Genomic DNA, 24,289 nt, shown 5'->3' on the forward strand with positions numbered 1-24,289 from the left:
CTCTGATCGACGCGATGACCCTTCAGGAGAAGACCGCCCAGCTGTACGGAGTGTGGGTGGGCCTCGGCCGACGCCTTGTGCGTCCGGGCGGCTCAGCCCGTCGCGTCCACCAGTGCCAGTTCGTGCAGCCGCTCCGGCGGGCCGGGGCGGGCGTAGTACCAGCCCTGGGCGGTGTCGCAGCCCAGTATGCGGAGCTGTTCGGCCTGGGCGCCCGTCTCCACGCCCTCGACCGTGACGGCCAGGTCCAGGCTGTGGGCGAGGGCGACGATGCCTTCGACGATCTTGAGGTCGACGGGGTCGGCCGGGAACTGCTGCATGCTCTGGGTGAAGGAGCGGTCCAGCTTGAGGATGCTCACCGGCAGCCGGCGGAGGTTGGCGAGGTTGGAGTAGCCGGTGCCGAAGTCGTCGAGGGCGATGTCGACGCCCATCTCGGCGAGCCTGCGCAGTGGTTTGAGGAGGTCGTCGTCGGCGCCGATGAGCGCGGACTCGGTGACCTCCAGACAGAGGGCGTCCGGCTGGACGCCGGCGCGCTCCAGGATGTCGACGGTGTCCTGGACCAGGCCGGGGTGGGTGAGCTGGCAGGGCGAGAGGTTGACGTTGATCCGCATCGGGCCCGAGTCGTCGTACCGCTCGCGCCACTCGCGCGCCTGACGGACGGACTGTTCGAGGACCCAGCGGCCCAACGGGACGATGAGGCCGGTGTGTTCGGCGAGCGGGATGAAGCGGTCCGGGCCGAGGACACCGTGCTGCGGATGCAGCCAGCGCACCAGGGCCTCGGCACCGCGGACACTGCCGTCGCCGAGGTGGACCAGGGGCTGGTACTCGATGAAGAACTCGCCGCGCTCCAGGGCGATGGGCAGCGCCGTGGTGAGCCCGTGCCGGGTGATGGCGCGGGCGTCGGCCTCCTCGTCGGCGAGCTCGTAGCGGTTGCCGCCCGCGGACTTGGCCCGGTACATCGTGATGTCGGCGCTGCGCAGCACCTCGGCGGGGGTGCGCTCGCCCGCCGGACCCTCGACGATGCCGATGCTGCCGCGCACCAGAAGTTCCCTGCCGTCCACGCTGATCGGCGTGACCAGGGCGTTCATGATCCGCTCGGCGAGCTCGTCGACCTCGCGCTCGGTGCCGGTCCCGGTGGTCAGGGCCACGAACTCGTCGCCGCCGAGCCGGGCGACCATCTCGCCGGGCGCGGTCGCGCACGCCTGGAGCCGGTCGGCGACCTCGACGAGCAGCCGGTCGCCGGCCGCGTGGCCGAGGCTGTCGTTGATGGCCTTGAAGCCGTCCAGGTCGAGGTAGCACAGACCGAAGCGCTGGCCCGTCCCGGCGCCCAGCGCCTTCTCAAGACGCTCGAAGAAGAAGGTGCGGTTGGGCAGGCCGGTGAGCGCGTCGTGGGTGGCCTCGTAGCGCAGCCGGAGGTTGAGCAGCCGGCGCTCGGTGGTGTCCTCCATGAGGGCGAGCTGGTACTGCGGGGTGCCGTCCGCGTCACGCAGCAGGGAGACCGTCAGATTGGTCCACAGGGCCGTCCCGTCGGGCCGGGAGAAGGCCTTCTCCACGTGGTAGTGCTCGCGCTCGCCGCGGACCAGCTCGTCGTAGAGCGTCCAGGTCTGGGGCGCGTCCTCGGGGTGGGTCCACTCCTGGACCCGGCGGCCGCGGAGCGTCTGCTCGGTGAGGCCGAACATGCGCAGCAGGGCGCCGTTGACCTGCAGGATGTTGCCTTCGAGGTCGGCGATGCCGATTCCTATGGCCGCGCCCTCGAAGACGGCTCGGAAGCGGGCCTCGCTCGCGTGCAGCGCCTGGGCGACCACGCCCTGCGCCTTGAGCGCCGCCGCCGAGATCGCCTCCTGCTCGGCCAGGGTGCGCTCGCGCAGCGCCTGGGCGTACCCGGCGGCCATCGCGTGCTGCAGGCGTGCCGCGCGGGCCCGCAGGTCCTCCTGGTCGCCGTCCTCGCCGCAGTAGAGCACCAGATAGGCGTGCACACAGTCCAGCGAGCGGCTGAGCGCCTCGGGGTCGGTGCAGTGCGCGGCGACGAGGGCGGCGCCGACCGCTCTGCCCTCGTCCGCGTCGAGCGTCCTGGTGTGCAGGGCCTGGCTCAACCGCCGGGCCAGCGGCAGGAGTTGCTCCTCGAACTCCGGCCGGGTCAGCGACGTCGAGGTCACCGGGAACACCGCCCGGCTCCAGATCGTCGCGAACCGGCGCAGTCTGTCCTCCGGCCCGTCCGGCTCCGCGCTCACGCCGTGCGCCCCACGCCGGCGAACCCGGAGAACGCGTAGGGATCCTCGTCCTCCAGTGCCGTCTCCGGCCGCCAGTGCGGCATCGGCACCAGTCCCGGTTCCACCATGTCGTACCCCTCGAAGAACCGCGCGATCTCGTCGCGCGAGCGCATGATCAGCGGGTTGCGAATGTCCTTGTATACGTCCACCGTGCCCGCGGCCCGCTCCGGGGGGAGCGGGATTCCCTCGTACGAGGCATGGGTGAGGATCAGCAGGCTGCCGGGCGCGAGCGCGTCGCGCAGCTGGGCCACCGCTTCGTACGGGCCGTCCTCGTCCTCCACGAAGTGCAGTATGGCAACGAGGAGCAGGGCCACCGGCCGGTTCACGTCGATCAGCCGCTGTACCTCGGCACTTGCGAGGATCTCCTGGGGCTTGCGGAGGTCGGCGGCGACGACGTCCGCGTCCTCGTTGCCGGCCAGCACCGCCTGGCTGTGCGCGACGGCCACCGGGTCGTGGTCGACGTAGACGACGTGTGCGCCGGGCCGGGCCGACTGGGCGACCTCGTGGACGTTGCCGAAGGTCGGGATGCCGGAGCCGATGTCGAGGAACTGGGTGATGCCCTCGTCGACGGCGAACCGCACCGCGCGGCGCATGAACGCCCGGTTGGCCTGCATGATCTTGGGCAGTCCCGGCATGAAGTCCATGGCCTTGCGGGCCGCTTCCCGGTCGACCTCGAAATTGTGCGAACCGCCGAGGTAGTAGTCGTAGATGCGCGAAACGCTGGGCACCGAGATGTCGATGCTCCGAGGGGCCCAGGCGGGACGCTCCATCTATCTCTCCAAGGGCTAGGCGATCCGGTGTTCGAGCTGAGGCTACTGATCGCCTGCCAACGGGGCGAGCCCAAACGGAAATTGACCGTCCGTTCCCGGTCACTGCCTGCGGCACATGCCGTAATCGCCCGATCAAAAAGGGCAACTCGACGCCCTCCGAAAAGCCAGACATGCCCGCCGGAACGCAAAAGCGGTCCGCCCCCTCCGTGCGGTGCGGAGGGGGCGGACCATTCGATCGAGCGCTGTCCGGTGCGATCAGCCCTGGGGAGGTGATCCCTACTTCTTCGGTGCGCCGATCGGCTTTCCGTCGGGCGCCATGACGTACCAAGTACCGCCGACGCCCTGACCGTTGGTGTCACCGGGAGCCTCGTCACCGGCGAAGGTGTACGACGGCCAGCAGTCGATGGTCATCTGCTTGATGCCGTCGGGCCGGGTGATGGCCATGAGGCCGCTCTTCTTGAGGCCCTTGGTGTCGTTCGCCTCGACCGGGGCGACGACCGGCCACTTGTCCAGGCAGGCGCCCGTGCAGTTGGAGATCGGGTCGGGCCAGGCCACGTCCTTCAGGAAGCGGTAGACCGTGTGACCGTTCTTGTCGACGACGATGTCACCGAGCTTGGGGTCCTTGCGGACGGAGAGTCCGGGCAGGCTCGCGAGAGTCGCCTTCTTGCCGTCGGGGGCCAGCGCGAACCACTTCTTGCCCACGCCCTGACCGGTGATGTCACCGGCCTTGGTGTCCTTGGCGTAGCGGTACGCCGGCCAGCCGCCGATGGTCAGCTGCTTGGTGCCGTCGGTCCGGGTGACCTCGCCGAGCAGGGCCTTGTCGATACCGGCGCCGGCCGTGGCATCGTCCGCGGGCACCGGCGGCCAGGCGGTGGCACAGTCGCCGTCGCAGCTCGACTTGGGCGGCTCGGCGGTGTCGTCGTCGAATCGGTAGAGGGTCAGGCCCGCGCCGTCGGTGAGGACCTTGCCGAGCTCCGCGTCCTCGGCGACGGCGAGCTTGCCCGCGGGGGTCGTCTGGGTGCCCAGATTCTGGCCGTCGGCACCGTATCCATTGCTGGGGCTGGCGCTCGTACCGGCCGCCGGAACGCTTCCGTAGTCGCCCGCGGCCGCCGTGGCGCCCACGTTCTGGCTGCCCACCGCCGACGTTCCGCTTTCCTGACCGCACGCCGTCGTCAGCGCCAGTACAGCCGCAGCGCTTGCCACGAGTGAGGCGCTCCGCCAGGAGGTCTTCATCTTCAACTCCCCATAATCCCAAGGCTTATTGCAGCGCCCTGCTGCGCCGCCGCACGGCACTGAGTACGCATGGGGCCTGCGGTTGTGTTCAACCGCCCCGCAGATTTCTTTCCGGAACCTGTGACACAGGCGCACCGACCTGTGCGACTCGTCCTGTTTCTCGCGCATACGTGCGCATTGACGGAGACGTGAGCGAGTCCTGATCAAACCCCCGGACCCACTACTTCCCCCGTTCGGGCCAATCCTTCTGCGCCATCGCGTGCGCGGGCCCGCGAGGGCTCATGATCTCCGTCGTGCATCGACCCGAACCGACCCGAATCGGCCTCACCGCCCGGCTGTTGGCCCCGGTGACGCTGGCCTGGCTGCTGATGGGGGCACCGGCGGGCATGGCGGTGGCCGACGCGTGCGCGTACGCCTCGACCGGCCCGGACGGCACAGAGGCGGTGGCGGTCGCCGGAAGCCTCGACTGGCCGACCCCTCCGGGCTGCCCCAAGCCCCCGCCGCCTCCGCCGTGTCCCGAACCCACGCCGAGCCCGACGCCCAGCCCGCCACCGAAACCGCCGCCGCCCAAGCCGAAGCCCACACCGACGCCGACGCCGAAGCCGCCGCCCCCGAAACCGAAACCCACCCCAAAGCCGACGCCCACACCACCACCCCCGGCTCCGCCCCAGCCACCCGCCGCCCGGCCGGCCCCGCGCCCGCCGGCCCCGACTCCCCCGCCCCCTCCCGAGCCCACGCCCACCCCGCCGCCGAAGCCCTCGGCCAAGCCCGCCCCCGGCCCGAGCGCCAGTCCGGTGAGCTACCCGAAATACCGTGCGCCGGCCCCCAAGCGGCCGACCCACGACAGTCCGTCCCCGCTCACTTTCGTTCTGCTGATCACGACTCCCGCCGTGATCGCCGTCGCCGCGCTGCGGCCGCGCTGATTCCTGGAGGCACCTCTTGCCGGAATGGCTTGTTCTCACTCTCGCGATGCTGGCCGCGTGCGTCGTGGTGGTCATCATCACCTTTCTGCGGCACCGCACGGCGTCCGAAGACGAGGACATCAGTGAGACCCCCGACGTCATCGAGTACATGACGATGTGGATCGGCGTGGTGTACGCCATCGTCCTGGGCCTGGCCATCGCCGGGGTGTGGGAGGCCCGCAGCGCCGCCCAGGACCACGTGCAGGCCGAGGCCGTCGCGCTGCACGAGATCTCGGAACGGGTCCGGGTCTATCCGCCCGACGTCCGTGACCGCATTCGGGACGACGTCAACGCTTATGTCGGACAGGTCGTCAACAACGAGTGGAAGTCGATGGCCGACCACGGCGAGGTCACCCGGAAGGGCACCGACCTCCTGGAGCGGATCCGCGTGGACGTCACCGACTACCAGCCGACGACGGACTTCCAGGCGCAGGCCTACCAGCCGCTGATCGACCAGGTGATGGCAGCCGACCAGGCCCGCAACGCACGGGCGGACGCCATGGGGGCGACCATGCCGGGCGTGGTGTGGTTCGGACTGCTGACCGGAGCCGTCGTCACCATCGGAATGGTCTTCGCCCTGCAGATCCGGCGCACCGCACGGGAACTGATCCTGGCCGGGCTGTTCTCCGCCCTGATCGCCTTCCTTCTGTTCCTCATCTGGGACTTCGACTCGCCCTACAGCCGGGGCATCACGGCGTCGGCGGAACCCTTCCTGCGGCTCTTCCCTCATGTCGGGGGCTGACGGCCCTTCAAACGCCGTTCCCCTGAGCGGCCCACACGGTTGCCCCATTCGCACGACTGCGATCGCGCACACGTACACATGTTCCTAGCGTTTCGATCATCGAGGTGCATTTCCGGCGCAAGCGGAACAGGTCCGCTGCTGCTCCTCGGGGACCGGAGGAACCACCATGCGCGCGATACGCGTCGCTTCGGCCGCACTGCTGGGCATCAGCGCCCTCGCTCTTTCCGCACCGGCCGCCGTCGCGAGCGGCGAGGGCAACATCACGCCGTTCGGCTTCAGCGTCCTGCCCTCGACCATCGCGGCGGGCGGTCAGGTCACGCTCCAGCTGAACCGTGACGGCGGCTGCCGAGGCACGGCGACGGTCACGTCGGCGGTCTTCGACACGGTGCGGATCCGCCCCGGGCAGTCGTCGGCGACGGCGATGGTCGACTGGGACGCCAAGCCGGGCGCGCTCTACCAGGTGACGTTCGCGTGTGACGGCGCGAGCGGCTCGACGGATCTGACCATCGCCGGCGGACGCCCGGTCAACCCCACACCGGTGCCGCTCAATCCCTACCGGGGCGTACACGCCGGTGAGGGCGGCAGCATCGCCGGGTTCGACGTCAAGGAGCTCGGCATGGGTGCCGCGCTCATCGTCGGCTCGGTCGGGGCGGCGTACCACTTCTCGCGCCGCCGCACCGGAGAGGACGGCGGCTGACCCGGGCACCTCACCCGCACAGGCCTTCGCCCCGGATCCTGACAAGGGATCCGGGGCGAAGGCCTGTTGTGCGTGCGATCCGCCCTCCGAAGGGGGTGAGGTCAGATGCGCTTCTCCGACCGCCTGCGCATCCAGAACAGTCCGCTGCCGACGACGGCCGCGGCCACGAGACCGCCGCCGATCGCCATGTCGGTCGGCGTCGCCCCGCTGGTGCTGCTGCCGCCGAGACCACCGCGGACACCGCCGATGACGGTGAAGGCGGCCGGGTTGACCACGGACCCGTTGGCGCAGGTGACCGTGATGCTGTGCGAGCCCGTGCGCACATTGCGGTTGACCGTGGCGGTGCCCCGCATCAGGCTGCTGGTGCCCGAGAGCGTGGTCGCCGGGAACGCGTCCGAGGTCGCGGTGGCAGGTCCGGTGCAGTTGTCGACGGTGAGGGTCAGCTGCCCGCCCCGGGCGATGACACTGGGCAACGCGACGATGTTGCTGGGACTGAGGTTCATTCCGTCGCGCGCGACGGCCGCCGGGGCGACGAGTCCGACTGCGGCGACCGCGACGGCCGAGGCCGCCAGGGCACGAGTGGTACGCATGTGATCCTCCGCGGAAGACGCCCCGGGACTTGTTCCCCGGTGGATCGGCGAGAAAGCGCCTCCCAGACTGACCCTCAGTTGCCTTGCGCGAAGCCGCATTTCGGCACTGGTCCGTCCTGGTGAGAAGACACGCCGAGGGATAACCGCACAATCGGATATCACCGCAGGTCACGGACCGTCAGAAAATTCCTGCGCACGGCAACTCGGATGGCGCACCAAAGGAGTACGGCAAGAGGACGGCGGGAGGAAGCGGGGAGGACGGCCACCCGTTCGCTTCTCCCCCGTCGCCGGTTTCGCGCGCGGGACTTAGCGTTCTCGTATGCGCGAATGACGTGGCGACGGCCGCGTCGAGAGGGGAAATCGAATGTCTGCGTTCGAGCTGGCCGACGAGGAGGAGCCGCAGCCGAAGAAGCGTGCTCCTTGGGGCGTGATAGCGCTTGTTCTGCTGACCGGCCTCGCGCTCATTCGGAATGGTTCAGGAGAGTTCGACGTGGGTCCGCCGCAGCCGGCCTCGGCGGCCGCGGCCGACAGCCATGTGCCCGGGACCTTCGCCAAGGCCCAGCCGCTGGCGTTCTCGATGCCCGACCGGGTGCGGATTCCGTCGATCCGGGTCGACGCACCCGTCATGGCGGTCGGCCTGGACTCGGACGGCTGGGTCGGGGCGCCACCACCGGAGGACCCCAATCTGGCGGGCTGGTTCACGGGAGCGGTGTCACCCGGCGAAAAGGGCACGGCCGTCGTGGTCGGCCATGTCGACAACAAACAGGGCCCCGCCGTTTTCTACGGACTCGGAGCCCTCAAGAAAGGAAATCGAGTAGAGGTCGCGCGCAAGGACGGAAAGACGGCCGTTTTCGAGATCTACGGCATCGAGGTCTTCGCGAAGAACGACTTCCCCGGCGACCGTGTCTACGGTTCCAAGGGAACCCCCGAATTGCGGGTCATCACCTGCGGGGGCGGTTTCTCCAAGCAGCACGGATACGACGGGAACGTGGTCGTGTTCGCCCGCCTGGTCGAGGTCCGCTGAGCGTTCCCCGACCGGGCGGGCGGAATTCGGTCTACGCGGTTCGCCGTCTCGGCACGCTCATGTGATAGCCGGAATCCAGGAGTTGCGGCAGATAGTCGCGCAGGGCCCGGACACTCTGGGAGCGGTCGCCCCCGGCGTCGTGCGAGAGCACCACGACGCCGGGGGCGGCGCCGCCCTCGACCCGGTGGACGATGGTGCGGGTGCCCGGGGTGGTCCAGTCGAGGGTGTCGACCGTCCACGCGAGGGGCTCCATGCCCAGCTCCGCGCCGAGTTGGAAGGCGGCCCGGTTCCAGGCGCCGTAGGGCGCGCGGAACCACTGCGGCTTCTCCCCGTACGCCTCCTCGATGACATCGCTGGTGCGGTCCATCTCGGAGTGGATCTGCTTACGGGTCAACCGGGTCAGCAGCGGATGGGACCAGGTGTGGTTGCCGACGACATGCCCTTCGTCGGCCATGCGGGCCAGCAGGTCCTGGTTGTCGACGGCCATCTCCCCGCACACGAAGAACATGGCCCGGACGTCGTACTCGGCGAGGGTGTCCAGGATGTGCGGGGTGTAGCGGGGGTCGGGCCCGTCGTCGAAGGTCAGCACCATGGTGCGCCCGCGACCGGACATCTTCAGAAAGGGCTCGTGCCGTACGAGGGTCCGGCCGGCGGTGGTGCGCGGCGGACCGTATCCGGTCAGGGGCTGGAGCCGGTAGGCGGACGGCTTGAGCGGGCGGCTCGCCTGCGGTCCCGCGGCGGGAGCGGGAGGCTTGGCCGGTCCGCCGCCGGTACCCCACAGCACCGCGCCGGCGGTGCCGGCCGCCCCCAGAGCGGCTGCGCCGGCGAACAACGCCCCGCGCCGCGTGAGCAACTGATCCTTCTTCATGACTCATCAGTCGCCCGGCCGGAGGCCGACCCACCACAGCAACACCGGCGCGGCGGCAGGAATACACCCACACGGCCCAGCGATTGGGGTCAGCGGCGGCGCACCAGGGGGAACGGGAGCGTCTCACGGATCGTCAGACCCGTGAGGAACATGACCAGTCGGTCGACGCCGATGCCGAGACCCCCGGTGGGCGGCATCGCGTATTCGAGGGCGTCGAGGAAGTCCTCGTCCAGCTCCATCGCCTCGGGGTCTCCCCCGGCGGCGAGCAGGGACTGGGCGGTGAGGCGGCGGCGCTGCTCGACGGGGTCGGTCAGCTCGGAGTAGGCGGTGCCGAGTTCGGTCCCGAAGGCGACCAGGTCCCAGCGCTCGGCAAGCCGCGGGTCGGTGCGGTGCTGGCGGGTGAGCGGGGAGACGTCGGTCGGGAAGTCCTTGTAGAAGGTCGGCAGCTGGGTCCGCTCCTCCACCAGCCGCTCGTACATCTCCAGTACGACGTCCCCGCGCCCGTCCTCGTCCTTGTAGGGCACCTTCGCGCGGTCGCACAGCCGGTGCAGTGCGCGCAGTTCGGTGTCCGCGTCGACCGGCTCCCCCAGCGCCTCGGAGATCGCCCCGTAGACGGTCTTGACCGGCCAGGCGCCCGAGATGTCGTACTCCTCGCCGCCCTTGCGCGCGATCGGCGAGCCGAAGGCGGCGGTGGCGGCGCCCTGGATCAGTTCGCGGGCGAGGTCGAGCATCACGTCGTAGTCGGCGTACGCCTGGTAGGCCTCCAGCATCGTGAACTCGGGGTTGTGCTTGTAGGAGACGCCCTCGTTGCGGAAGGTGCGACCCATCTCGAAGACCTTTTCCAAGCCGCCGACGCAGAGCCGCTTGAGGTAGAGCTCGGGGGCGATGCGCAGATAGAGGTCGAGGTCGTAGGCGTTGATATGGGTGGTGAAGGGGCGGGCGTTGGCGCCGCCGTGGATCTGCTGGAGCATCGGGGTCTCGACCTCCAGGTAGCCACGCTCCAACAGGCCCTGGCGCAGGGCCTGTACGGCGGTGGAGCGGGCGCGGACCACGTCGCGGGCGGCGGGGCTGGAGACCAGGCCGAGGTAGCGCATGCGGACCTTGGCCTCGGGGTCGGTCAGGCCCCGGCGCTTGTCGGGAAGGGGGCGCAGGCACTTGCCGATGAGCTGCCAGGAGGTCACGAAGACGGTGGTCTCGCCCCGGTCGCTGGTGCCCGCGCGGCCGGTGGCGGTGATGTGGTCGCCGATGTCGGTGTCGGAGACGAAGCGGTCGAGGTCAGGGCCGGACTCCTCGCGGGTGAGGGCGAGTTGGCCGTCCCCGGACCAGTCGCGCAGCCCGACGAAGACGATGCCGCCGAAGTCGCGCACCAGCATGACCCGGCCGGCGACGGTGACTTCCTCGCCCGGGCGGACCTCGGCGAGGGTGTGGGTGCGGGCCGGGACGCCGACCGGGTAGGGGTCGACGCCGTCGGCGCGCAGCCGGTCGAGCGTGCGGTGCCGGATGCGGACCTGTTCGGGCCGGCCGGTGTGCTGGTCGCCGGGCCCGGCCTCGTCCCCTCCGGCGAGGCCGAGCGCCGACAGCGACGGCAGGCCCTCGGTCGTCGCGGGCCTGGGCGCCCCCTTCGAGTGCCCCTTTCCCCAGAGTTTGCGCAACGACGGTACGGAGACGAAGCCTTCGGCGATTCCGGAGGCCAGGCCGATCCGGGCGAGGGAGACGGTGTCGCCGTAGCAGATGAAGCGGGGGTACCACTCGGGGCGGTACTTGGCGTTGGAGCGGTAGAGGGCCTCCAGTTGCCACCACCGGGAGAAGAACAGGAGCAGGCGGCGCCACAGGCGGAGCACCGGCCCTGCACCGATGCGGGCGCCCTCCTCGAAGACCGAGCGGAAGACGGCGAAGTTGAGGGAGATCCGGCGGACGCCCAACTTGGGTGCGGCGGCGCACAGTTCGGCGACCATGAACTCCATGACCCCGTTGGGCGCGGAGCGGTCACGGCGCATCAGGTCGAGGGAGACGCCGTCCTTGCCCCAGGGCACGAAGGAGAGCAGGGCGAGCAGTCGGCCGTCCTCGCCGAGGGCTTCCACGAGGAGGCAGTCGCCGTCGGCCGGGTCGCCGAGGCGGTCCAGGGCCATGGAGAAGCCGCGTTCGGTCTCGGTGTCCCGCCAGGCGTCGGCCTTGTCGACGATCTCCTCCATCTCCTGGTCGGTGAGGGCGGAGTGGCGGCGGACGCGGGTGGTGGCGCCGGTGCGCCGGACCCGGTGGACGGCCTGCCGGGTGACCCGCATGTCGCGGCCGGACAGGTCGAAGTCGGCCACGTGCAGGATGGCCTCGTCGCCGAGTTGCAGGGCGCCGAGTCCCGCGCGGGCGAAGGCTTTCGCGCCGTCCTCGGAGGCGCCCATCGCGGCGGGCGCCCAGGCGTGTCTGCGGGCCACGTCCAGCCAGGCGGCGAGGGCGTGCGGCCAGGCCTCGCGGTCGCCGACGGGGTCGCCGCTGGCGAGACAGACGCCGGCCTCGACGCGGTAGGTGACGGCGGCCTTGCCGCTGGGCGAGAAGACGACGGCCTTGTCGCGGCGGGTGGCGAAGTAGCCGAGGGAGTCGTGTTCGCCGTAGGCCGCGAGGAGGGCGCGGATGCGGGACTCCTCGTCGCCGTGCAGGGCGGCTTCCATACGCTGGGAACGGAACATGGTGGCGGCGGCGCTGAGCAGGGCGAGCGCGCCGAAGAGGCCGAGCGGGAAGTACAGGGCGCGCGGCGGGCGGCCGTCGAAGGAGCGGGCGGAGACCAGCCCGCCGCAGACCCGGTTGGCGGCCCAGGCCAGGCGCTGGCCGTGCGGCAGGGTGCCGGGGAACAGCTCGACCAGTCCCCAGCCGACCAGGATGCCGAGGACCAGCCCGACGAACAGGACGAGGAGGGCGCGGCGGACGGCGGCGCGGCGGGAGGCGGCGTAGAACTCCTTGCGGGCGACGATCAGCAGGATCAGGGCGAGGCCGCAGACGATCAGGGACGGCAGGGAGTCGAAGTACAGGCCGACCGCCACGCCCAGGGCGTCGGTGAGGACGAGCAGGCCCAGGTAGACGACGACCAGCCACCAGGCGGCCTTCTTGCGGGCGGCGGTCGCGGCGGCCAGCAGGAAGAGGAAGACGGCGTAGGCGAGGTTGGCGCTGACCGGGACGATCAGCAGGTCGAGGAAGCGGACGACCGGGCGCAGCGCGGTGCGCAGCGGTGGGATGAAGGCCAGCAGGACGCAGAGGAGGCCCAGCGCGCCGAAGAAGGTCGCGAATCCCTCGGGCACTCTGCTCAGCGGGCCGCTGCCGGGTGGCCGGTTCCGGCCCGCGGTGTCCTTGGGCTTCGCGGCCTCCGCGGTGGCCTTCATGGTTCCGACACGGTGGCAGTCATGGTTCCGACTGTAGGAAGGCCCCGGCCGCCGCGCCCGTCGAGGCGTCCCGACCGGGGGCGGGACCTGCGGTTTCCGATAGCCTCTGCGCCGTGACGGAACAGCACTCGCACCAGTTCGAGCGGGGCACGGACGGCCCCAAGGTGATCGTCGTCGGCGTGGACGGCTCCGACTCCTCGCTCCGCGCCGCGTCCTACGCCGGTGGCCTGGCCCGCCGACAGCACGCGCTGCTGGCCATCGTGTACGTGCAGCCGGTGATGGCGGCGGGCGCCGCGATGGGCGCTCCGGTCGCCGAGACGACGGACGAGATCGCCGAGAACCTGATCGCGCAGATCCGGGAGGCCACCGAGCAGGTCAAGGGGATATTCGACGTGCGCTGGGAGTTCCACACGTTCCGCGGCGACCCCTACGGCGGTCTGGCGAAGGCGGCCGACGAACTCAAGGCGGACGCCGTGGTGGTGGGCGCCTCGGAGCAGGCCGGCCACCGGTTCGTGGGGTCGGTGGCCGTGCGACTGGTGAAGGCGGGCAAGTGGCCGGTCACCGTGGTGCCGTAGGCATCACCGGCCTCACAGGCCCCGCAGGAAATCGAGCAGTACGGCGTTGAAGGCGTCGGGCCGCTCCAGGTTGGGGAAGTGGCCGGCCTCCTCGATCGTCACGGAGCGGCCGTTCGGGACGGTCCGGGCGAACTTCTCGGCCATGGCGATGCCGTCGTCCGCGTCCAGCGCGCCGTGGACGGCGAGGACGGGTACGTCGATGTCCGGCACCCGGCTCCAGGGGTCGTCGAGCGGCACGTACCAGTCCTTCTCCCCCACGGTGTGCTTGGCGACGGTGTGCGCGGCCATCTCCCGCATCCGGCGCACCAGTTCAGGGTCGATGTCGTCGACGGAGCGGTGCGGTCCGGAGATGTTCTTGGCGAAGGCCTCGATCCAGCCGGCGAGATCACCCGCGGCCAGCAAGCGGCCCGACTCCGCCGCGCGCTCCATCGTCCACGGGTCGCTGTACTCGAACGCGCTGGTGCCGCCCCCGGCGACGACCACGGCACGGACCAGTTCAGGGTGTTCGATCACGGTGTCGGTCGCGACGGCCGCGCCCATGCACGCGCCGACCAGGACGGCGGGTCCCGCGTCGAGGTGACGCAGCAGCGCGCCCAGGTCGTCGGCCCAGCGGAACGGCTTGCTCGCGTTGGCCGAGAAGCCGTGACCGCGCACGTCGGGGGCGATGACCCGGTATCCCGCGGAGACGAGCGCCGGTATCTGGTCGTCGAAGATCCGGTGGTCTACGTATCCGGGGTGCACGAGGACCACGAGGTCCCCGTCCCCGGCACCGCTGTCGCGGTAGGCGAGGTCGCCGTCGGGGGACGCGAAACGTTGGAGATCAGCAGGACCTCGCTCTGAGTGACCCAGTTCCGCATTGCTCAGTTCCGAAGCAGCAGTCATGACAACCAAGGTGTCATCTTCGCGCGATTTTGGCAACCAAGGTGTCATGATGGCCGCGTGAACGACATCGACGCACCGCTGCCACCCGACGATCTCGGCCACCGCGTCAGCGAGGTGTTCGACCTCGTCGGCGCGCTGTACCGGCGCGGCTTGCGCAAGCTGGAGCAGGACGAGGCGGCCGGGGTGAACGGGGCGGTCGAGGGGGTGTCCGTCGGCGTGCGCTCCGTGCTCGTCCTGCTGCACAGGTACGGGTCCATGACGGTGCCTCAGATGGGCCGAGTCATGGCGCTGACCCGGCAGTTCGTGCAGCGCATGGTCAACGACGCGATGGCGCGGGGCTGGGTGGAGGCGACACCCAACCCCGCGCACCAGCGGTCCTCGCTGATCCGGATCACGGACGAGGGCGAGGCCGTCATCACCGCGATCCTGGAGCGCGAGCACGCCCTGAACCGGCAGGTCGGGGGCGAGCTGACGGAGGCCGAACTCCGTGCGTGCGTCCGCGTGTTGAAGGAGATGCTGCGGACCTTCGACCCCGGGGACTGACTCTCTTCCCATCGACTGCTTCCCCGTCGGCTACTTCCCCATCACCAACCCGTCCTTGCCCGCGCCCCGGCTGAGCACCACCTCCCGGATGCGGTCGCGGACGCTGCGCACGTCGGCTCCCTCGGCGAGCGCCCGGTTGAGGTCGACCACGCGGCCCGCGTCGATGTCGAACTGCTGGGGAATGAATTCGGCCTTGGTCACCCGCCAGCGGGCGCCCGGCGCGGCCGGTGGGGCGAAGGTGAAGCGGGCGATGGTCGACTCGTTGCCGCGCGGGTCCTGGACACCTTGGTAGTTGGTCATCTCGCCGGCGATCTGGTCGCCCATGCCGTAGACCACCCAGGTGCCGTTGACCTTCTCGTAGGCCTGCGGGACGTGTGCGTGGGTGCCGATGATCAGGTCGATGTCGGGGCGGCCGCCGGTCCGGGCCGCGGTGAGCGTCTTGGCCAGGGCGAGCTGCTGCTCGTCGGGGGCGTCCTGCCATTCCGTGCCCCAGTGCAGCGAGACGACGACCACGTCGGCGCCGGCCTTCCGGGCGGCCTGGGAGTCCCTGAGGATCTTGTTCTGGTCGATGAGGTCGACGGCCCAGGGCTGACCGGGCGGCAGCGGGAAGCCGTTCGTGTCGTAGGTGTAGGCGAGGTGGGCGACCTTCGCGGGTCCTGCGCGCAACACCGTCACCGAGCGCGCCTCGGCCGCCGTGCGCGCCGTTCCCGCGTGACCCACGCCTGCCCGGTCCAGCGCGTCGAGGGTGCGCAGGATGCCGGCGGCGCCGTCGTCGAGGCTGTGGTTGGAGGCGGTGGAGCAGTCGTCGTAGCCGGTGGCTGCCAGCGCCCGGGCCACCTCGGGCGGGGACTTGAAGGTCGGGTAGCCGGTGTAGTCGCCGTTCGCGCCGTAGACGGTCTCCATGTGACACAGGGCCAGATCGGCACCCGAGACGATCGGCTTGACGCCGTCGAGCATCGGCCGGAAGTCGTAGCCCTTGCCGCCTCCGTCGAAGAGCGCGCGGTCGATGATCGAGCTGTGCGGGAGGACGTCACCGGAGGCGACGAGCGTGAATCCCCGATCGGCCGAGGGTGCCGGCTGCCCGGCCCGTGAGGGTGTCTGGTGGTCCCGGGCCTGGCAGGCGGCTCCTCCGACGAGGATCGCGGTGAGGGCCAGGACGACCTGTCGTCTGCGTGCAATCATCAGCCACCTCACTGTGGTCATATTTACCCACAAAAGGTACGGAGCTGAGGGCGCCCCCGAACGCCCCCGACACGCCGGTTCGCCCGTCCGGTGCGCCGGACGGGGCCTGCCGGCCCAGCGCGCGTACCGGACGGGACCGTTCATCGAACCGTTCGTCGACGCGATCGACCGTCCGCCGCAGATCCGTGTGCGTGCCCTGTCCCGAAACGGCCCCCTGCGATGCCATACGCCCATGACGGCCGGAACCACCCTCACGAACGGGACGACCGCCGAGCACGAGCTCGTCGCGCTGCAGCGCGAGCACGGCCGGCCCCTCTTCGCGCTCCTGCTCCGGCTCTGCGACGGCGACCGGCAGCGCGCCGAGGACCTCGTCCAGGAGACGCTGGTGCGGGCCTGGCAGCATCCCGAGGCCCTGCGCGCCGACGACTTCGACTCCGTACGGCCGTGGCTGATGACCGTCGGCCGGCGGCTCGCCATCGACGCGCGGCGTGCCCGGCAGGCGCGGCCCGCCGAGGTCGGGGACGCGGTCCTGGAGAACTCGCGCGTGATCGCCGACCACGCCGAACGGGCGGCGGCGACCCTCGACGTACGCGAGGCTGTGAAGACACTCACTCCGGAGCACCGTGAAGTCCTGGTGCTCGTGTACTTCCAGGGGGCGAGTGTGGCGGAAGCCGCCGAAACGCTGGGGATCCCTCCCGGTACGGTGAAGTCTCGCGCGTTCTACGCGCTGCGTGCCCTTCGTCGGGTGCTCCCCGGTTATGCAGCCGACCTGCGGTGAAACCGAAGGCTTGGTCAAACCTCGGTAAAGCGCCTTGCTGACGACCATGGTTGAGTAATCGGCTGTCTTCATCCGTGTTCCGGACTGGGGCCCGGCGACGGGCATCGCGCACGCACCGGAGGAAGGCAGGAAGGGATGCTGCACAGAGGTCACGAGAGCGCGGACGGCACAGGTGAAGGCGAACTCATCGTCCCCATGGCCTGGTTGTACGCCGAATACATCGCCGACGAGCTGCTGCGGACGGGCGATCTCATGCCGCCGACGTCCTTCGAGTTCCGCGCCGGGCGGGACGCCCTGGCGCTGACCATCTTCCTGTCCGACACCGACGGCGAACTCTCGGGTATCCGAGTGGTCTCCCAGTTGGAGACCTGGCTGTCACTGACCGCGTACGACCAGCCCTGGCAGGACTGGGTGGGCGAGCGCATGGCCCTGCTCGCCGCCGAGGTGGTCGAATCCGGCGCTCCCGCACCGGACTTGGCGTTGGCGGAGGAGGCCTGGCGCTGGCTGGAGGAGACGGAGCTGCTCGCGCCCGACCTCAACGCGGCGGTGCCGGGCGGCGGTCCGGCGGTCGGTGAGGACGAGGGACCCAAGGTCTGGACGAAGGCGTGGCAACTCGGCCTGCCCCTCGGCCACCTCGCCATCCACCTTTTTTGAGACCTGTTTCGATCCGGACCAATCCGCGTGCCGGGCCGCTACGAATCCCTTGATTGCGATTCTGTGTGTGCCTTGAGTGATTCGACGGTCTGGTGCGTACCGATGGGAGCAACGAGTAACCCAACCCGCACCCAACGGCACGAGGATTCGGCATGAGGTCCCTGGAGAGGCATCGCGACGTCGCCGCGTACGCGCTCGGCGTGCTGGACGAGGCGGACGCCTTCCGCTTCGAGGACCACCTCATGGAGTGCGCGCGCTGCGCGGCACACGTGACCGAGTTCGGGCCCATCACGCGGCAGATGATGCTGTATCGCCGGGCGACCCCGCGCTTCGTGCACCCCATGGCCAAACCCGGTCCGCAGCTGCTCGACCGGCTGCTCGGCGCGGTGGCGGCCCGACATCAGGCCGGACGCCGGCGCTTCCTGTACGCGGTCGCCGCGTCCGTGGCGATCGCCGCGGCCGGCCCCGGCATCGCGATGTACGCGGGCGGCGGCGACAAAGGCGTACAGGTCGCCGCGACCGACGCGAAGACGGGCGTGTGGGCCGAGGTGAAGGTCGCGGACGAGGAGTCGGGCAGCGCGATCCAGGTCCAGGTGAAGGACGGCGCGGGACCGCGCTCCTGTCGCCTGGTCGTGGTCGGCCGCGACGGCTCCGAGGAGATCGTGACGAGCTGGACCGTGCCCGACCACGACGCCCGGCCCAACACCATCCAGGGCAGCGCCGCCATGCACCCGGACGAGATCGACCACTACGAGGTGCGTACGGCGGACGGCGACCACCTGGTGACGCTCGACCCCGCCTAGGAACTCGCGCCTCAAGCCCCGCCCGGTCGCACCAGGCCGTGGTCGAAGGCGAAGACGACGGCGTGGACGCGGTCGCGCAGGGCGAGTTTGTCGAGGACCCGCGCCACATGGGTCTTCACGGTCGCCTCGCCGATGTGCAGGCGGGCGGCGATCTCCTGGTTGGACAGCCCACGGCCCAGCAGAAGCAGGACATCATGTTCGCGCTCGGTCAGCCGGGACAGGCGACGGGCGGTCTCGGGGGCTGGTGCGGCGGGCGTCGAACGGGCGAACTCGGCCAGCAGACGGCGTGTCACCGAAGGGCCGAGCAGCGCCTCGCCGGACGCGAGCGTGCGGATCCCTTCGATCAGGACCTCGGGCGGACTCCGCTTGAGAAGGAACCCGCTGGCGCCCGCGCGGACGGCCGCGAAGACGTACTCGTCCAGCTCGAAGGTCGTCAGGATCAGCACCCTGGGCGAGCCGTTCACCGCGGCGGCGGCGACCTCCCGGGTCGCGGCGACTCCGTCCAGGACCGGCATGCGTACGTCCATGAGGACCACGTCGGGCGCGGTCGTCGCGGCCAGCCGGACCGCCTCCCGGCCGTCGGACGCCTCACCGACCACGGTGAGGTCGGCCTGCGTCTGGAGCATCATCCGCAGACCGGCCCGCATGAGGTCCTCGTCGTCGGCCAACAGGACACGGATCATGAGCGCTCCCCTGGCTCCTCGATCTCCTTCAGATCCTTCGGATCCTTGAGGTCCTTGAGGTCCTTGAGGTCCTTCAGGTCCTTCAGGTCCTTCCGCGGGATCACGGCCGCCACCCGCCATCCTGCGCCGCTCTCGGCGGGTCCGGTCTCCACATCGCCGCCGAGGTCGGCCACGCGCTCCCGCATCGCTCGCAACCCCCGTCCCCCGCCCGGGACATCGGCCCGGGTGCCTGTTCCGTCGTCCGTGACCACGACGGCGATCGCGTGGTCGCGGACCTCGACGGCGACGACCGCGTGGGCGGGCCGGGCATGGCGTACGACGTTGGTCAGTGACTCCTGGACCACTCGACCGACCGTCTCGGCGACCCGTGGCTCCAGTCGGCGCAGCGACTCCGGGGCGGGGAGCCGGAGTTCGGCGGTGACGTCGGCGGGCAGGCGGGTGACCAGGGCGCGCAGGGCGGCCTCGACGTCGTAGCTGTCGGTGAGGAGGCCCAGGATGCGATCGAGGTCGGTCATGGCGCTGCGGCCGACCTCCTCGATCCGCGCCAACGCCTCGCGCACGGGCGGTGATTCGGTGCCGAGGGTGAGGCGGGCGGCGCCCGCGTGGGTGACCATGACCGTCACGGCGTGGCCGACCGCGTCGTGCAACTCCCGTGCCATGCGCGAGCGTTCGTCCGCCACCGCCTGTTCGCTCGACCGGGCGCGCAGCGCGTCCCGCGCCTCACGGCGGGCCCGTCCCGCCCGGCCGACGATCCAGGCCACGACGTGGACGGCGACGGCGGGCACGAAGGCGTTCTCGTCGGTGGCGAGGGCCGCGACGGCCGCGAGGGCGGGCGGTCCCGCGCACTCCAGGGCCTGCCGGGTCGGGCGGGTCTGGACGACCAGGGTGAGGGCGAGCGCGGTCGCCAGGGAGACGTTGGTGACCTCGGCCCCGGCCGCGACGGCCGTCACGGTGGCCGCGGCGCCCGCCCACAGCGCGCCCGCGGGCGCGAACCGGCGGCCCGCGATCGCCGCGAACCACACCACGGCACAGGCGCGTTCGGCGATCGGCCCGGACAGCACCGAGGCCGTGTGATCGGACGGCCCGACGGCGATCACCGCCGACAGGTACGCGATCACCACGTCGAGCAGCACCCACAACGGGCCGCGTTCCACGGCCTGATCGGGCCGCCATCGTCTCCAGCGTTCCCCCACGTCCGCCAGGCTACGGACGGCGCCCGAGGCCTCGCGTCCACCCGGGGGCGGACATCCCGTCCACCTGGACGGGGACCCGGTCGGCTCGCGCCGGCGGACGCGACCGAGGGGCCGGCGCCCGCAGCATCGCCGTATGACGACAACCCAACTCCTTTCGGAGACACGGCAGATCAAGCCCCAGCGACGGATCCCGCGCCCTGTCGCTCTCATCGGCCGCGGCCTGCTCGTGCTGCTCGGTGTGCTGCTCGCGCCGGTCGCCGCGGTCGCCGCCCTGTGGGTGACCGCCACCGTAACCGCCGACCTCGCCCTGCTCGCCGCCGCCGGGATCGCCGCGCTGATCGTGTGCTGCGCGCTCCCGGTGTACGCGGGGGTACGGCGCCGGGTGGTCACCGCCCTCATCACGGCGGCCGTCCTGCTCACCACGGCGCTGGCCGCCTACGCGACCGTCCTCCAGCCCCTCGACGAGGCCGCACCGCACCCGCGCTCGCGGCCGACCGGCTACTGGGAACTGCCCACCGGTTCCCGCCTCGCCTACACACTCCAGCGCGCCCAGGGCACCCCGCGCGCCACTCCGGTCATCGTGCTGCACGGCGGTCCGGGCACCCCCGGCGACGGCCCGGATCCGCTGGAACGCCTCCTCACGACGCGCGGCTACGACATGTACTCCTACGACCAACTCGGCTCCGGGCGTTCAGGGCGGCTCGCCGATCCGACCGGGTACACGGTGGCCCGTCAGGTCGCCGACCTGGAGGCCGTGCGGGCGCGGATCGGTGCTGACCGGGTCGTGCTGATGGGCGCGTCCTGGGGCGCCACGCTGGCCGCCGAGTACCTCGCCGCGTACCCCGACCATGTGTCGCGGATGGTGCTCACCTCGCCGGGCGTGCTGTGGGCGCCGGCCTGGAAGGACCGCTCCGAGGGCGACATCTGGGACCGGCTCACGCCGGACCAGCAGCGCCGCCTCGACGAACTGGAGGCCAGCCCAAGGCTGTTGGCGTGGTCGCTGCTGATGGAGGCGAACCCGCGGGCCGCGCACGCCCTGGTCCCCGACGCCGAGATCGACCCCGTCTTCGCCAAGCTCCTCACGATCGCCGCCCCGGCGGCCACCTGCCACCCCGACCGCCCACTGACCGACCTGCCCGAGTCAGTGCCCGGTTTCTACGCCAACCAGCTCACCACCGCTGACCAGTTGACGGTCCGCGACCCCCGGCCAGCACTGCGCCGCGTCCACGTGCCGACGCTGATTCTGCGCGGCTCCTGCGACTACAAGAACCCGGGCATCGCCCGCGAGTACGACGAGGTGCTGCCCGACTCGACGCTGGTGACCGTGCCGGACGCCGGGCACCTCATCGACATGGAGCAGCCGGACGTCTACCGGCGGGCCGTCACCGGTTTTGTGGGCGAGTGACCGTGAACCGCCTGCCGCGTCTGGCCATGAACCGGCTACTTGAGCAGCTTCGACATCCTCCGGTCCGCGAGCGGTTTGCCGCCGGTCTGGCAGGTCGGGCAGTACTGGAGCGAGGAGTCGCTGAAGGAGACCTCGCGGATGGTGTCGCCGCACACCGGGCAGGGTTCGCCGGTGCGGCCGTGGACGCGCAGGCCGCTCTTCTTCTCGGCCTTCAGGCGGCCGGCCGCGACTCCTCGGGAGCGCTCGATCGCCTCGGTGAGGGTGCCGCGCAGGGCCTCGTAGAGGCGGGTGGTCTCCTCGGGGGTGAGGGACGCGGCGAGTTTGAAGGGGGACATCTTCGCGGCGTGCAGGATCTCGTCGCTGTACGCGTTGCCCACGCCCGCGATGAGGCTCTGGTCGCGCAACGCTCCCTTGAGCTGGCGTCTCTCGGTCTTCAGGAGGTCCGCGAAGGCCTGCTCGTCGAAGGTGTCGGCGAGCGGATCCGGGCCCAGGCGGGCGACGCCCGGGACCTCCTGGGGGTCCTGGACGACGTACACCGCGAGGCGTTTCTGGGTGCCCGCCTCGGTGAGGTCGAAGCCCGCGCCGGTCTCCAGGGCGACGCGCAGGGCGAGGGGGCCCTTGCCGGGGCGGGGCGGGCCGTCGGGGAGCTTGTCCTTCCAGTGCAGCCAGCCCGCCCGGGCGAGGTGGGTCACGAAGTGCGGGCCGCCGTCCGTCTCCAGGTCGAGGAACTTGCCGTGCCGGTGCACGGCGGTGACCTCGTGGCCCTCGACGGCGGTGAGCGGAGGGTCGTACGTCTTCAGGACGCTGATCGCGACGGGCAGCACCCGGACGATCTCGTGTCCGACCAGGTGCTCGGTGAGGAAGTCTTTGAGTGCTTCGACCTCGGGGAGTTCCGGCATACGTCCAGGGTGCCATCCGGCGCCGACAACGCCAGGTGGGTTCAGTCGCCGGCCGGCACCACGAACTCGCACCACACGCACTTGCCGCCGCCCCGCGCCTCCACTCCCCACACGTCCGTGAGCAGGTCGACCAGGAGCAGGCCGCGTCCGGAGACGCCCGACTCTCCCGCCTCGCGGCGGCGTGGCAGGGCGCTGGAGGAGTCCTCGACCTCGACGCGCAGCCGGCGGTCGCCGTCGGTGAGGACCCTGAGGGTGACGATCGCGGCGCCCTCGGTGTGCATGAGGGCGTTGGTGATCAGTTCGTCGGCGACGAGTTCGATCTCGTCGGCGCGGTCGCGGGCGCCCCAGGAGCGGACCGCGGCGCGGATCATGTGGCGGGCCTGGGTGAGCGCCTCGGGGTCGCCGGGCGCCACGTGCTGCTGGAGCCGGCCGCCCGGCTGCTGCGCCTCAAGGCCCCGGCGGCGCAGCAGGAGCAGCGCCACGTCGTCGTCGCCGTTGCGCTCCTCGGCCACGTCGATGAGACAGTCCGCGAGGTCGCGTACGTCGTCCGGGCCGCTGCGGATGAGGGCGGTGAGGGTCTGCATGCCCTCGTCGAGGTCGGCGCCGGGCAGTTCGACCAGGCCGTCGGTGCACAGCAGGAGGGTGTTGCCGGGGTCGAGCTCCAGGGTGGCGACGGGGTAGTCGAGGCTGCCGAACTCGGCGGACAGGCCCAGCGGGAGGCCGCCCTGGACGGGGATCCGGCGGCAGCTGCCGTCGGCGTACCGGATGAGCGGGTCGATGTGGCCGGCCCGGACGACCTGGACGACTCCGGTGGCCAGGTCGGCCTCCGCGTACAGACAGGTCGCGAAGCGGTCGGTGTCGAGTTCGTGCAGGAAGACGGAGGCGCGGGCCATGACGGTGGCCGGGGTGTGGCCCTCGGCGGCGTACGCGCGCAGGACGATGCGGAGCTGGCCCATCACGGCCGCCGCGTGCGTGTCGTGGCCCTGGACGTCTCCGATGACGGCGCCTACGCGACCTCCGGGCAGCGGGATCAGGTCGTACCAGTCTCCGCCGATGTCCCGGCCGAAGGTGCCCGCGGCGGAGCCCGCGCGGTAGCGGACGGCGACGTCGGCGCCGCGCACGCTGGGGATGGAGCGCGGCAGCATGGCCTGCTGGAGGCCGGTGGCGAGGTCTTTCTCCTGCTCGTAGAACATGGCCCGCTGCAGGCTCTGCGCGATGCTGCTGCCGAGGGCGACCAGGACGTTGCGCTCCTCCGGGGAGAAGCCGCGCCGGTCGCTGTAGAGCAGGCCCATCGCGCCGATCGGCTGCCCCTGGGCGATCAGTGGGAGGTAGGCGGCCGCGGTGATGTTCAGGTCGGTGAGGTAGGGCCACAGGATCGGGAAGCGCTCGGCGAACTCGTCCGGGGACTCGATGAAGCACGGGGTCAGGGTCCGTACGACCTCGCTCATCGGGTAGTGCTCGTCGATCCGGGTGACTTCGGTGCCGGGGACGAAGCTGCCCGCGGGGCCCTCGGCGATCAGCCGGATCCGGCCGGCCTCGACCTGGCCCATGACCAGGCTGGTGGCGCCCAGATGGGTGAGGCCGTGGGTGTCCTTGAGGACGTCGATGACGTCCTGCACGGAGCGGGCGTGCGCGAGGGCGGCCGTGGTCAGCTGGACGACGTTGGTCTGCTCGCGCCGGGCCGCGTCCTGGGCGGCCTGCTCGCCGCGCGCCTCGGTGTCGCTCAGCTCCTGGGTGGCGTCCCGGACGATGCCGATGACACGGCGGGGACGGCCCGTCTCGTCGCGCCGGATGTAGCCCTGGGTGTGGGTCCAGCGCAGGGTGCCGTCGCGGCGGCGGATGCGGAAGTAGGCGCCGTAGTTCTCGCTGCCGTCCTTCAGCGCCTGGGAGACCAGGGCGTCCAGCCGGTGGCCCTCGGCCGTGGGGACCCGGATTGCGAGGCTCTCGGGGTGGTCGTCGTACTCGTCGGGGCGCAGGTCGAAGACCTCGTGGGCCTGGGCGTCCATGTGGAACAGGCCGCTGTCCAGGTCCCAGTCGAAGCTGCCCATGCGATTGAGCGCCAGGATCGGATCCGGGTGGGCTGGCCAGTCGTCCGGGAGTGACAGGGCGCTCGCTCCCCGATCAACCATGGGCCCACCTTGCCAGGATTCGCCGGATTCTTCGACCCGGCC

The 24,289-nt window shown here is 71.1% G+C and carries 22 protein-coding genes; 10 read left to right on the forward strand and 12 right to left on the reverse strand.

What is annotated here, in order from left to right; genetic code table 11:
• Positions 1–92 precede the first annotated feature (92 nt).
• From ACWDR3_RS33745 to ACWDR3_RS33755, 3 genes are all read right to left on the reverse strand, one after another.
• Positions 93–2,228 carry a putative bifunctional diguanylate cyclase/phosphodiesterase gene (locus tag ACWDR3_RS33745; protein ID WP_450356354.1) on the reverse strand — a complete coding sequence of 712 codons (2,136 nt, stop codon included), beginning with the start codon at positions 2,226–2,228 and terminating at the stop codon, positions 93–95.
• The gene (locus ACWDR3_RS33750) at positions 2,225–3,037 is read right to left on the reverse strand and encodes an SAM-dependent methyltransferase (RefSeq protein ID WP_450356355.1); all 813 of its coding nucleotides are present in this window, start codon (positions 3,035–3,037) and stop codon (positions 2,225–2,227) included. Before ACWDR3_RS33750 ends, ACWDR3_RS33745 begins: the two co-directional genes overlap by 4 nt.
• Before the next feature lie 276 nt (positions 3,038–3,313).
• Complete coding sequence (locus ACWDR3_RS33755; protein WP_450356356.1) at positions 3,314–4,270, reverse strand: SCO0930 family lipoprotein; 957 nt, start codon at positions 4,268–4,270, stop codon at positions 3,314–3,316.
• Between the two features lie 293 nt (positions 4,271–4,563).
• On the opposite strand from ACWDR3_RS33755, the gene ACWDR3_RS33760 reads away from it, so the two are divergent.
• The 3 genes from ACWDR3_RS33760 to ACWDR3_RS33770 all read left to right on the forward strand — a co-directional run bounded on the left by ACWDR3_RS33760 (position 4,564) and on the right by ACWDR3_RS33770 (position 6,671).
• Positions 4,564–5,193, forward strand: coding sequence for a hypothetical protein (locus ACWDR3_RS33760; RefSeq protein WP_450356357.1), 630 nt, complete (start codon positions 4,564–4,566; stop codon positions 5,191–5,193).
• Between the two features lie 16 nt (positions 5,194–5,209).
• Positions 5,210–5,974, forward strand: coding sequence for a bestrophin-like domain (locus tag ACWDR3_RS33765; RefSeq protein ID WP_450356358.1), 765 nt, complete (start codon positions 5,210–5,212; stop codon positions 5,972–5,974).
• A gap of 166 nt (positions 5,975–6,140) precedes the next feature.
• The gene (locus ACWDR3_RS33770) at positions 6,141–6,671 is read left to right on the forward strand and encodes a hypothetical protein (protein ID WP_402344502.1); all 531 of its coding nucleotides are present in this window, start codon (positions 6,141–6,143) and stop codon (positions 6,669–6,671) included.
• A 101-nt stretch (positions 6,672–6,772) separates the two neighbouring features.
• Here the strand turns inward: ACWDR3_RS33770 and ACWDR3_RS33775 are convergent, their stop codons facing one another.
• Positions 6,773–7,261 carry a hypothetical protein gene (locus tag ACWDR3_RS33775; RefSeq protein ID WP_450356359.1) on the reverse strand — a complete coding sequence of 163 codons (489 nt, stop codon included), beginning with the start codon at positions 7,259–7,261 and terminating at the stop codon, positions 6,773–6,775.
• A 364-nt stretch (positions 7,262–7,625) separates the two neighbouring features.
• Here ACWDR3_RS33775 and ACWDR3_RS33780 point away from each other — a divergent pair, with 364 nt between their 5' ends.
• Positions 7,626–8,285 (forward strand): class F sortase, encoded by a 660-nt coding sequence (locus ACWDR3_RS33780; protein ID WP_401711497.1) that lies wholly within the window; start codon positions 7,626–7,628, stop codon positions 8,283–8,285.
• A 31-nt stretch (positions 8,286–8,316) separates the two neighbouring features.
• Here ACWDR3_RS33780 and ACWDR3_RS33785 read toward each other — a convergent pair whose 3' ends face one another.
• On the reverse strand, positions 8,317–9,153 hold the full coding sequence (locus tag ACWDR3_RS33785; protein WP_450356360.1) for a polysaccharide deacetylase family protein: 837 nt from the start codon (positions 9,151–9,153) through the stop codon (positions 8,317–8,319).
• An 89-nt stretch (positions 9,154–9,242) separates the two neighbouring features.
• Entirely contained in the window at positions 9,243–12,521 is a 3,279-nt protein-coding gene (gene lysX, locus ACWDR3_RS33790) for a bifunctional lysylphosphatidylglycerol synthetase/lysine--tRNA ligase LysX (protein WP_450356361.1), read from the reverse strand.
• 113 nt (positions 12,522–12,634) lie between these two features.
• Here lysX and ACWDR3_RS33795 point away from each other — a divergent pair, with 113 nt between their 5' ends.
• Positions 12,635–13,096: a universal stress protein gene (locus ACWDR3_RS33795; protein ID WP_450356362.1), complete on the forward strand. Its 462-nt coding sequence runs from the start codon at positions 12,635–12,637 to the stop codon at positions 13,094–13,096.
• 12 nt (positions 13,097–13,108) lie between these two features.
• On the opposite strand, the gene ACWDR3_RS33800 is transcribed toward ACWDR3_RS33795, so the two are convergent.
• The gene (locus ACWDR3_RS33800) at positions 13,109–13,978 is read right to left on the reverse strand and encodes an alpha/beta fold hydrolase (protein WP_450356363.1); all 870 of its coding nucleotides are present in this window, start codon (positions 13,976–13,978) and stop codon (positions 13,109–13,111) included.
• A 57-nt stretch (positions 13,979–14,035) separates the two neighbouring features.
• On the opposite strand from ACWDR3_RS33800, the gene ACWDR3_RS33805 reads away from it, so the two are divergent.
• Entirely contained in the window at positions 14,036–14,521 is a 486-nt protein-coding gene (locus tag ACWDR3_RS33805; RefSeq protein ID WP_450356364.1) for a MarR family winged helix-turn-helix transcriptional regulator, read from the forward strand.
• Between the two features lie 30 nt (positions 14,522–14,551).
• Here ACWDR3_RS33805 and ACWDR3_RS33810 read toward each other — a convergent pair whose 3' ends face one another.
• Complete coding sequence (locus ACWDR3_RS33810; RefSeq protein WP_450356365.1) at positions 14,552–15,703, reverse strand: CapA family protein; 1,152 nt, start codon at positions 15,701–15,703, stop codon at positions 14,552–14,554.
• A 232-nt stretch (positions 15,704–15,935) separates the two neighbouring features.
• Here ACWDR3_RS33810 and ACWDR3_RS33815 point away from each other — a divergent pair, with 232 nt between their 5' ends.
• The 3 genes from ACWDR3_RS33815 (at position 15,936) to ACWDR3_RS33825 (ending at position 17,938) form a co-directional block, all read left to right on the forward strand.
• Entirely contained in the window at positions 15,936–16,481 is a 546-nt protein-coding gene (locus tag ACWDR3_RS33815) for a sigma-70 family RNA polymerase sigma factor (protein ID WP_450356366.1), read from the forward strand.
• A gap of 135 nt (positions 16,482–16,616) precedes the next feature.
• Entirely contained in the window at positions 16,617–17,135 is a 519-nt protein-coding gene (locus ACWDR3_RS33820; protein ID WP_450356367.1) for a hypothetical protein, read from the forward strand.
• A gap of 152 nt (positions 17,136–17,287) precedes the next feature.
• Positions 17,288–17,938, forward strand: a complete 651-nt coding sequence (locus ACWDR3_RS33825; RefSeq protein ID WP_450356368.1) for a zf-HC2 domain-containing protein — start codon at positions 17,288–17,290, stop codon at positions 17,936–17,938.
• Between the two features lie 11 nt (positions 17,939–17,949).
• Here ACWDR3_RS33825 and ACWDR3_RS33830 read toward each other — a convergent pair whose 3' ends face one another.
• Both ACWDR3_RS33830 and ACWDR3_RS33835 read right to left on the reverse strand, forming a co-directional pair.
• On the reverse strand, positions 17,950–18,621 hold the full coding sequence (locus ACWDR3_RS33830; protein WP_450356369.1) for a response regulator: 672 nt from the start codon (positions 18,619–18,621) through the stop codon (positions 17,950–17,952).
• A complete protein-coding gene (locus ACWDR3_RS33835; protein WP_450356370.1) occupies positions 18,618–19,814 on the reverse strand; it encodes a sensor histidine kinase in 1,197 nt (398 codons plus the stop codon). Before ACWDR3_RS33835 ends, ACWDR3_RS33830 begins: the two co-directional genes overlap by 4 nt.
• 133 nt (positions 19,815–19,947) lie before the next feature.
• Between ACWDR3_RS33835 and ACWDR3_RS33840 the strand changes: the two genes are divergently transcribed.
• Positions 19,948–21,219, forward strand: a complete 1,272-nt coding sequence (locus tag ACWDR3_RS33840; protein WP_450356371.1) for an alpha/beta fold hydrolase — start codon at positions 19,948–19,950, stop codon at positions 21,217–21,219.
• Between the two features lie 35 nt (positions 21,220–21,254).
• Here ACWDR3_RS33840 and ACWDR3_RS33845 read toward each other — a convergent pair whose 3' ends face one another.
• On the reverse strand, positions 21,255–22,118 hold the full coding sequence (locus ACWDR3_RS33845; protein ID WP_450356372.1) for an Fpg/Nei family DNA glycosylase: 864 nt from the start codon (positions 22,116–22,118) through the stop codon (positions 21,255–21,257).
• Positions 22,119–22,159: 41 nt separating this feature from the next.
• The gene (locus tag ACWDR3_RS33850) at positions 22,160–24,247 is read right to left on the reverse strand and encodes a SpoIIE family protein phosphatase (protein WP_450356373.1); all 2,088 of its coding nucleotides are present in this window, start codon (positions 24,245–24,247) and stop codon (positions 22,160–22,162) included.
• Between the last annotated feature and the right edge of the window lie 42 nt (positions 24,248–24,289).

This window comes from Streptomyces sp. NPDC001002 (assembly GCF_053599215.1).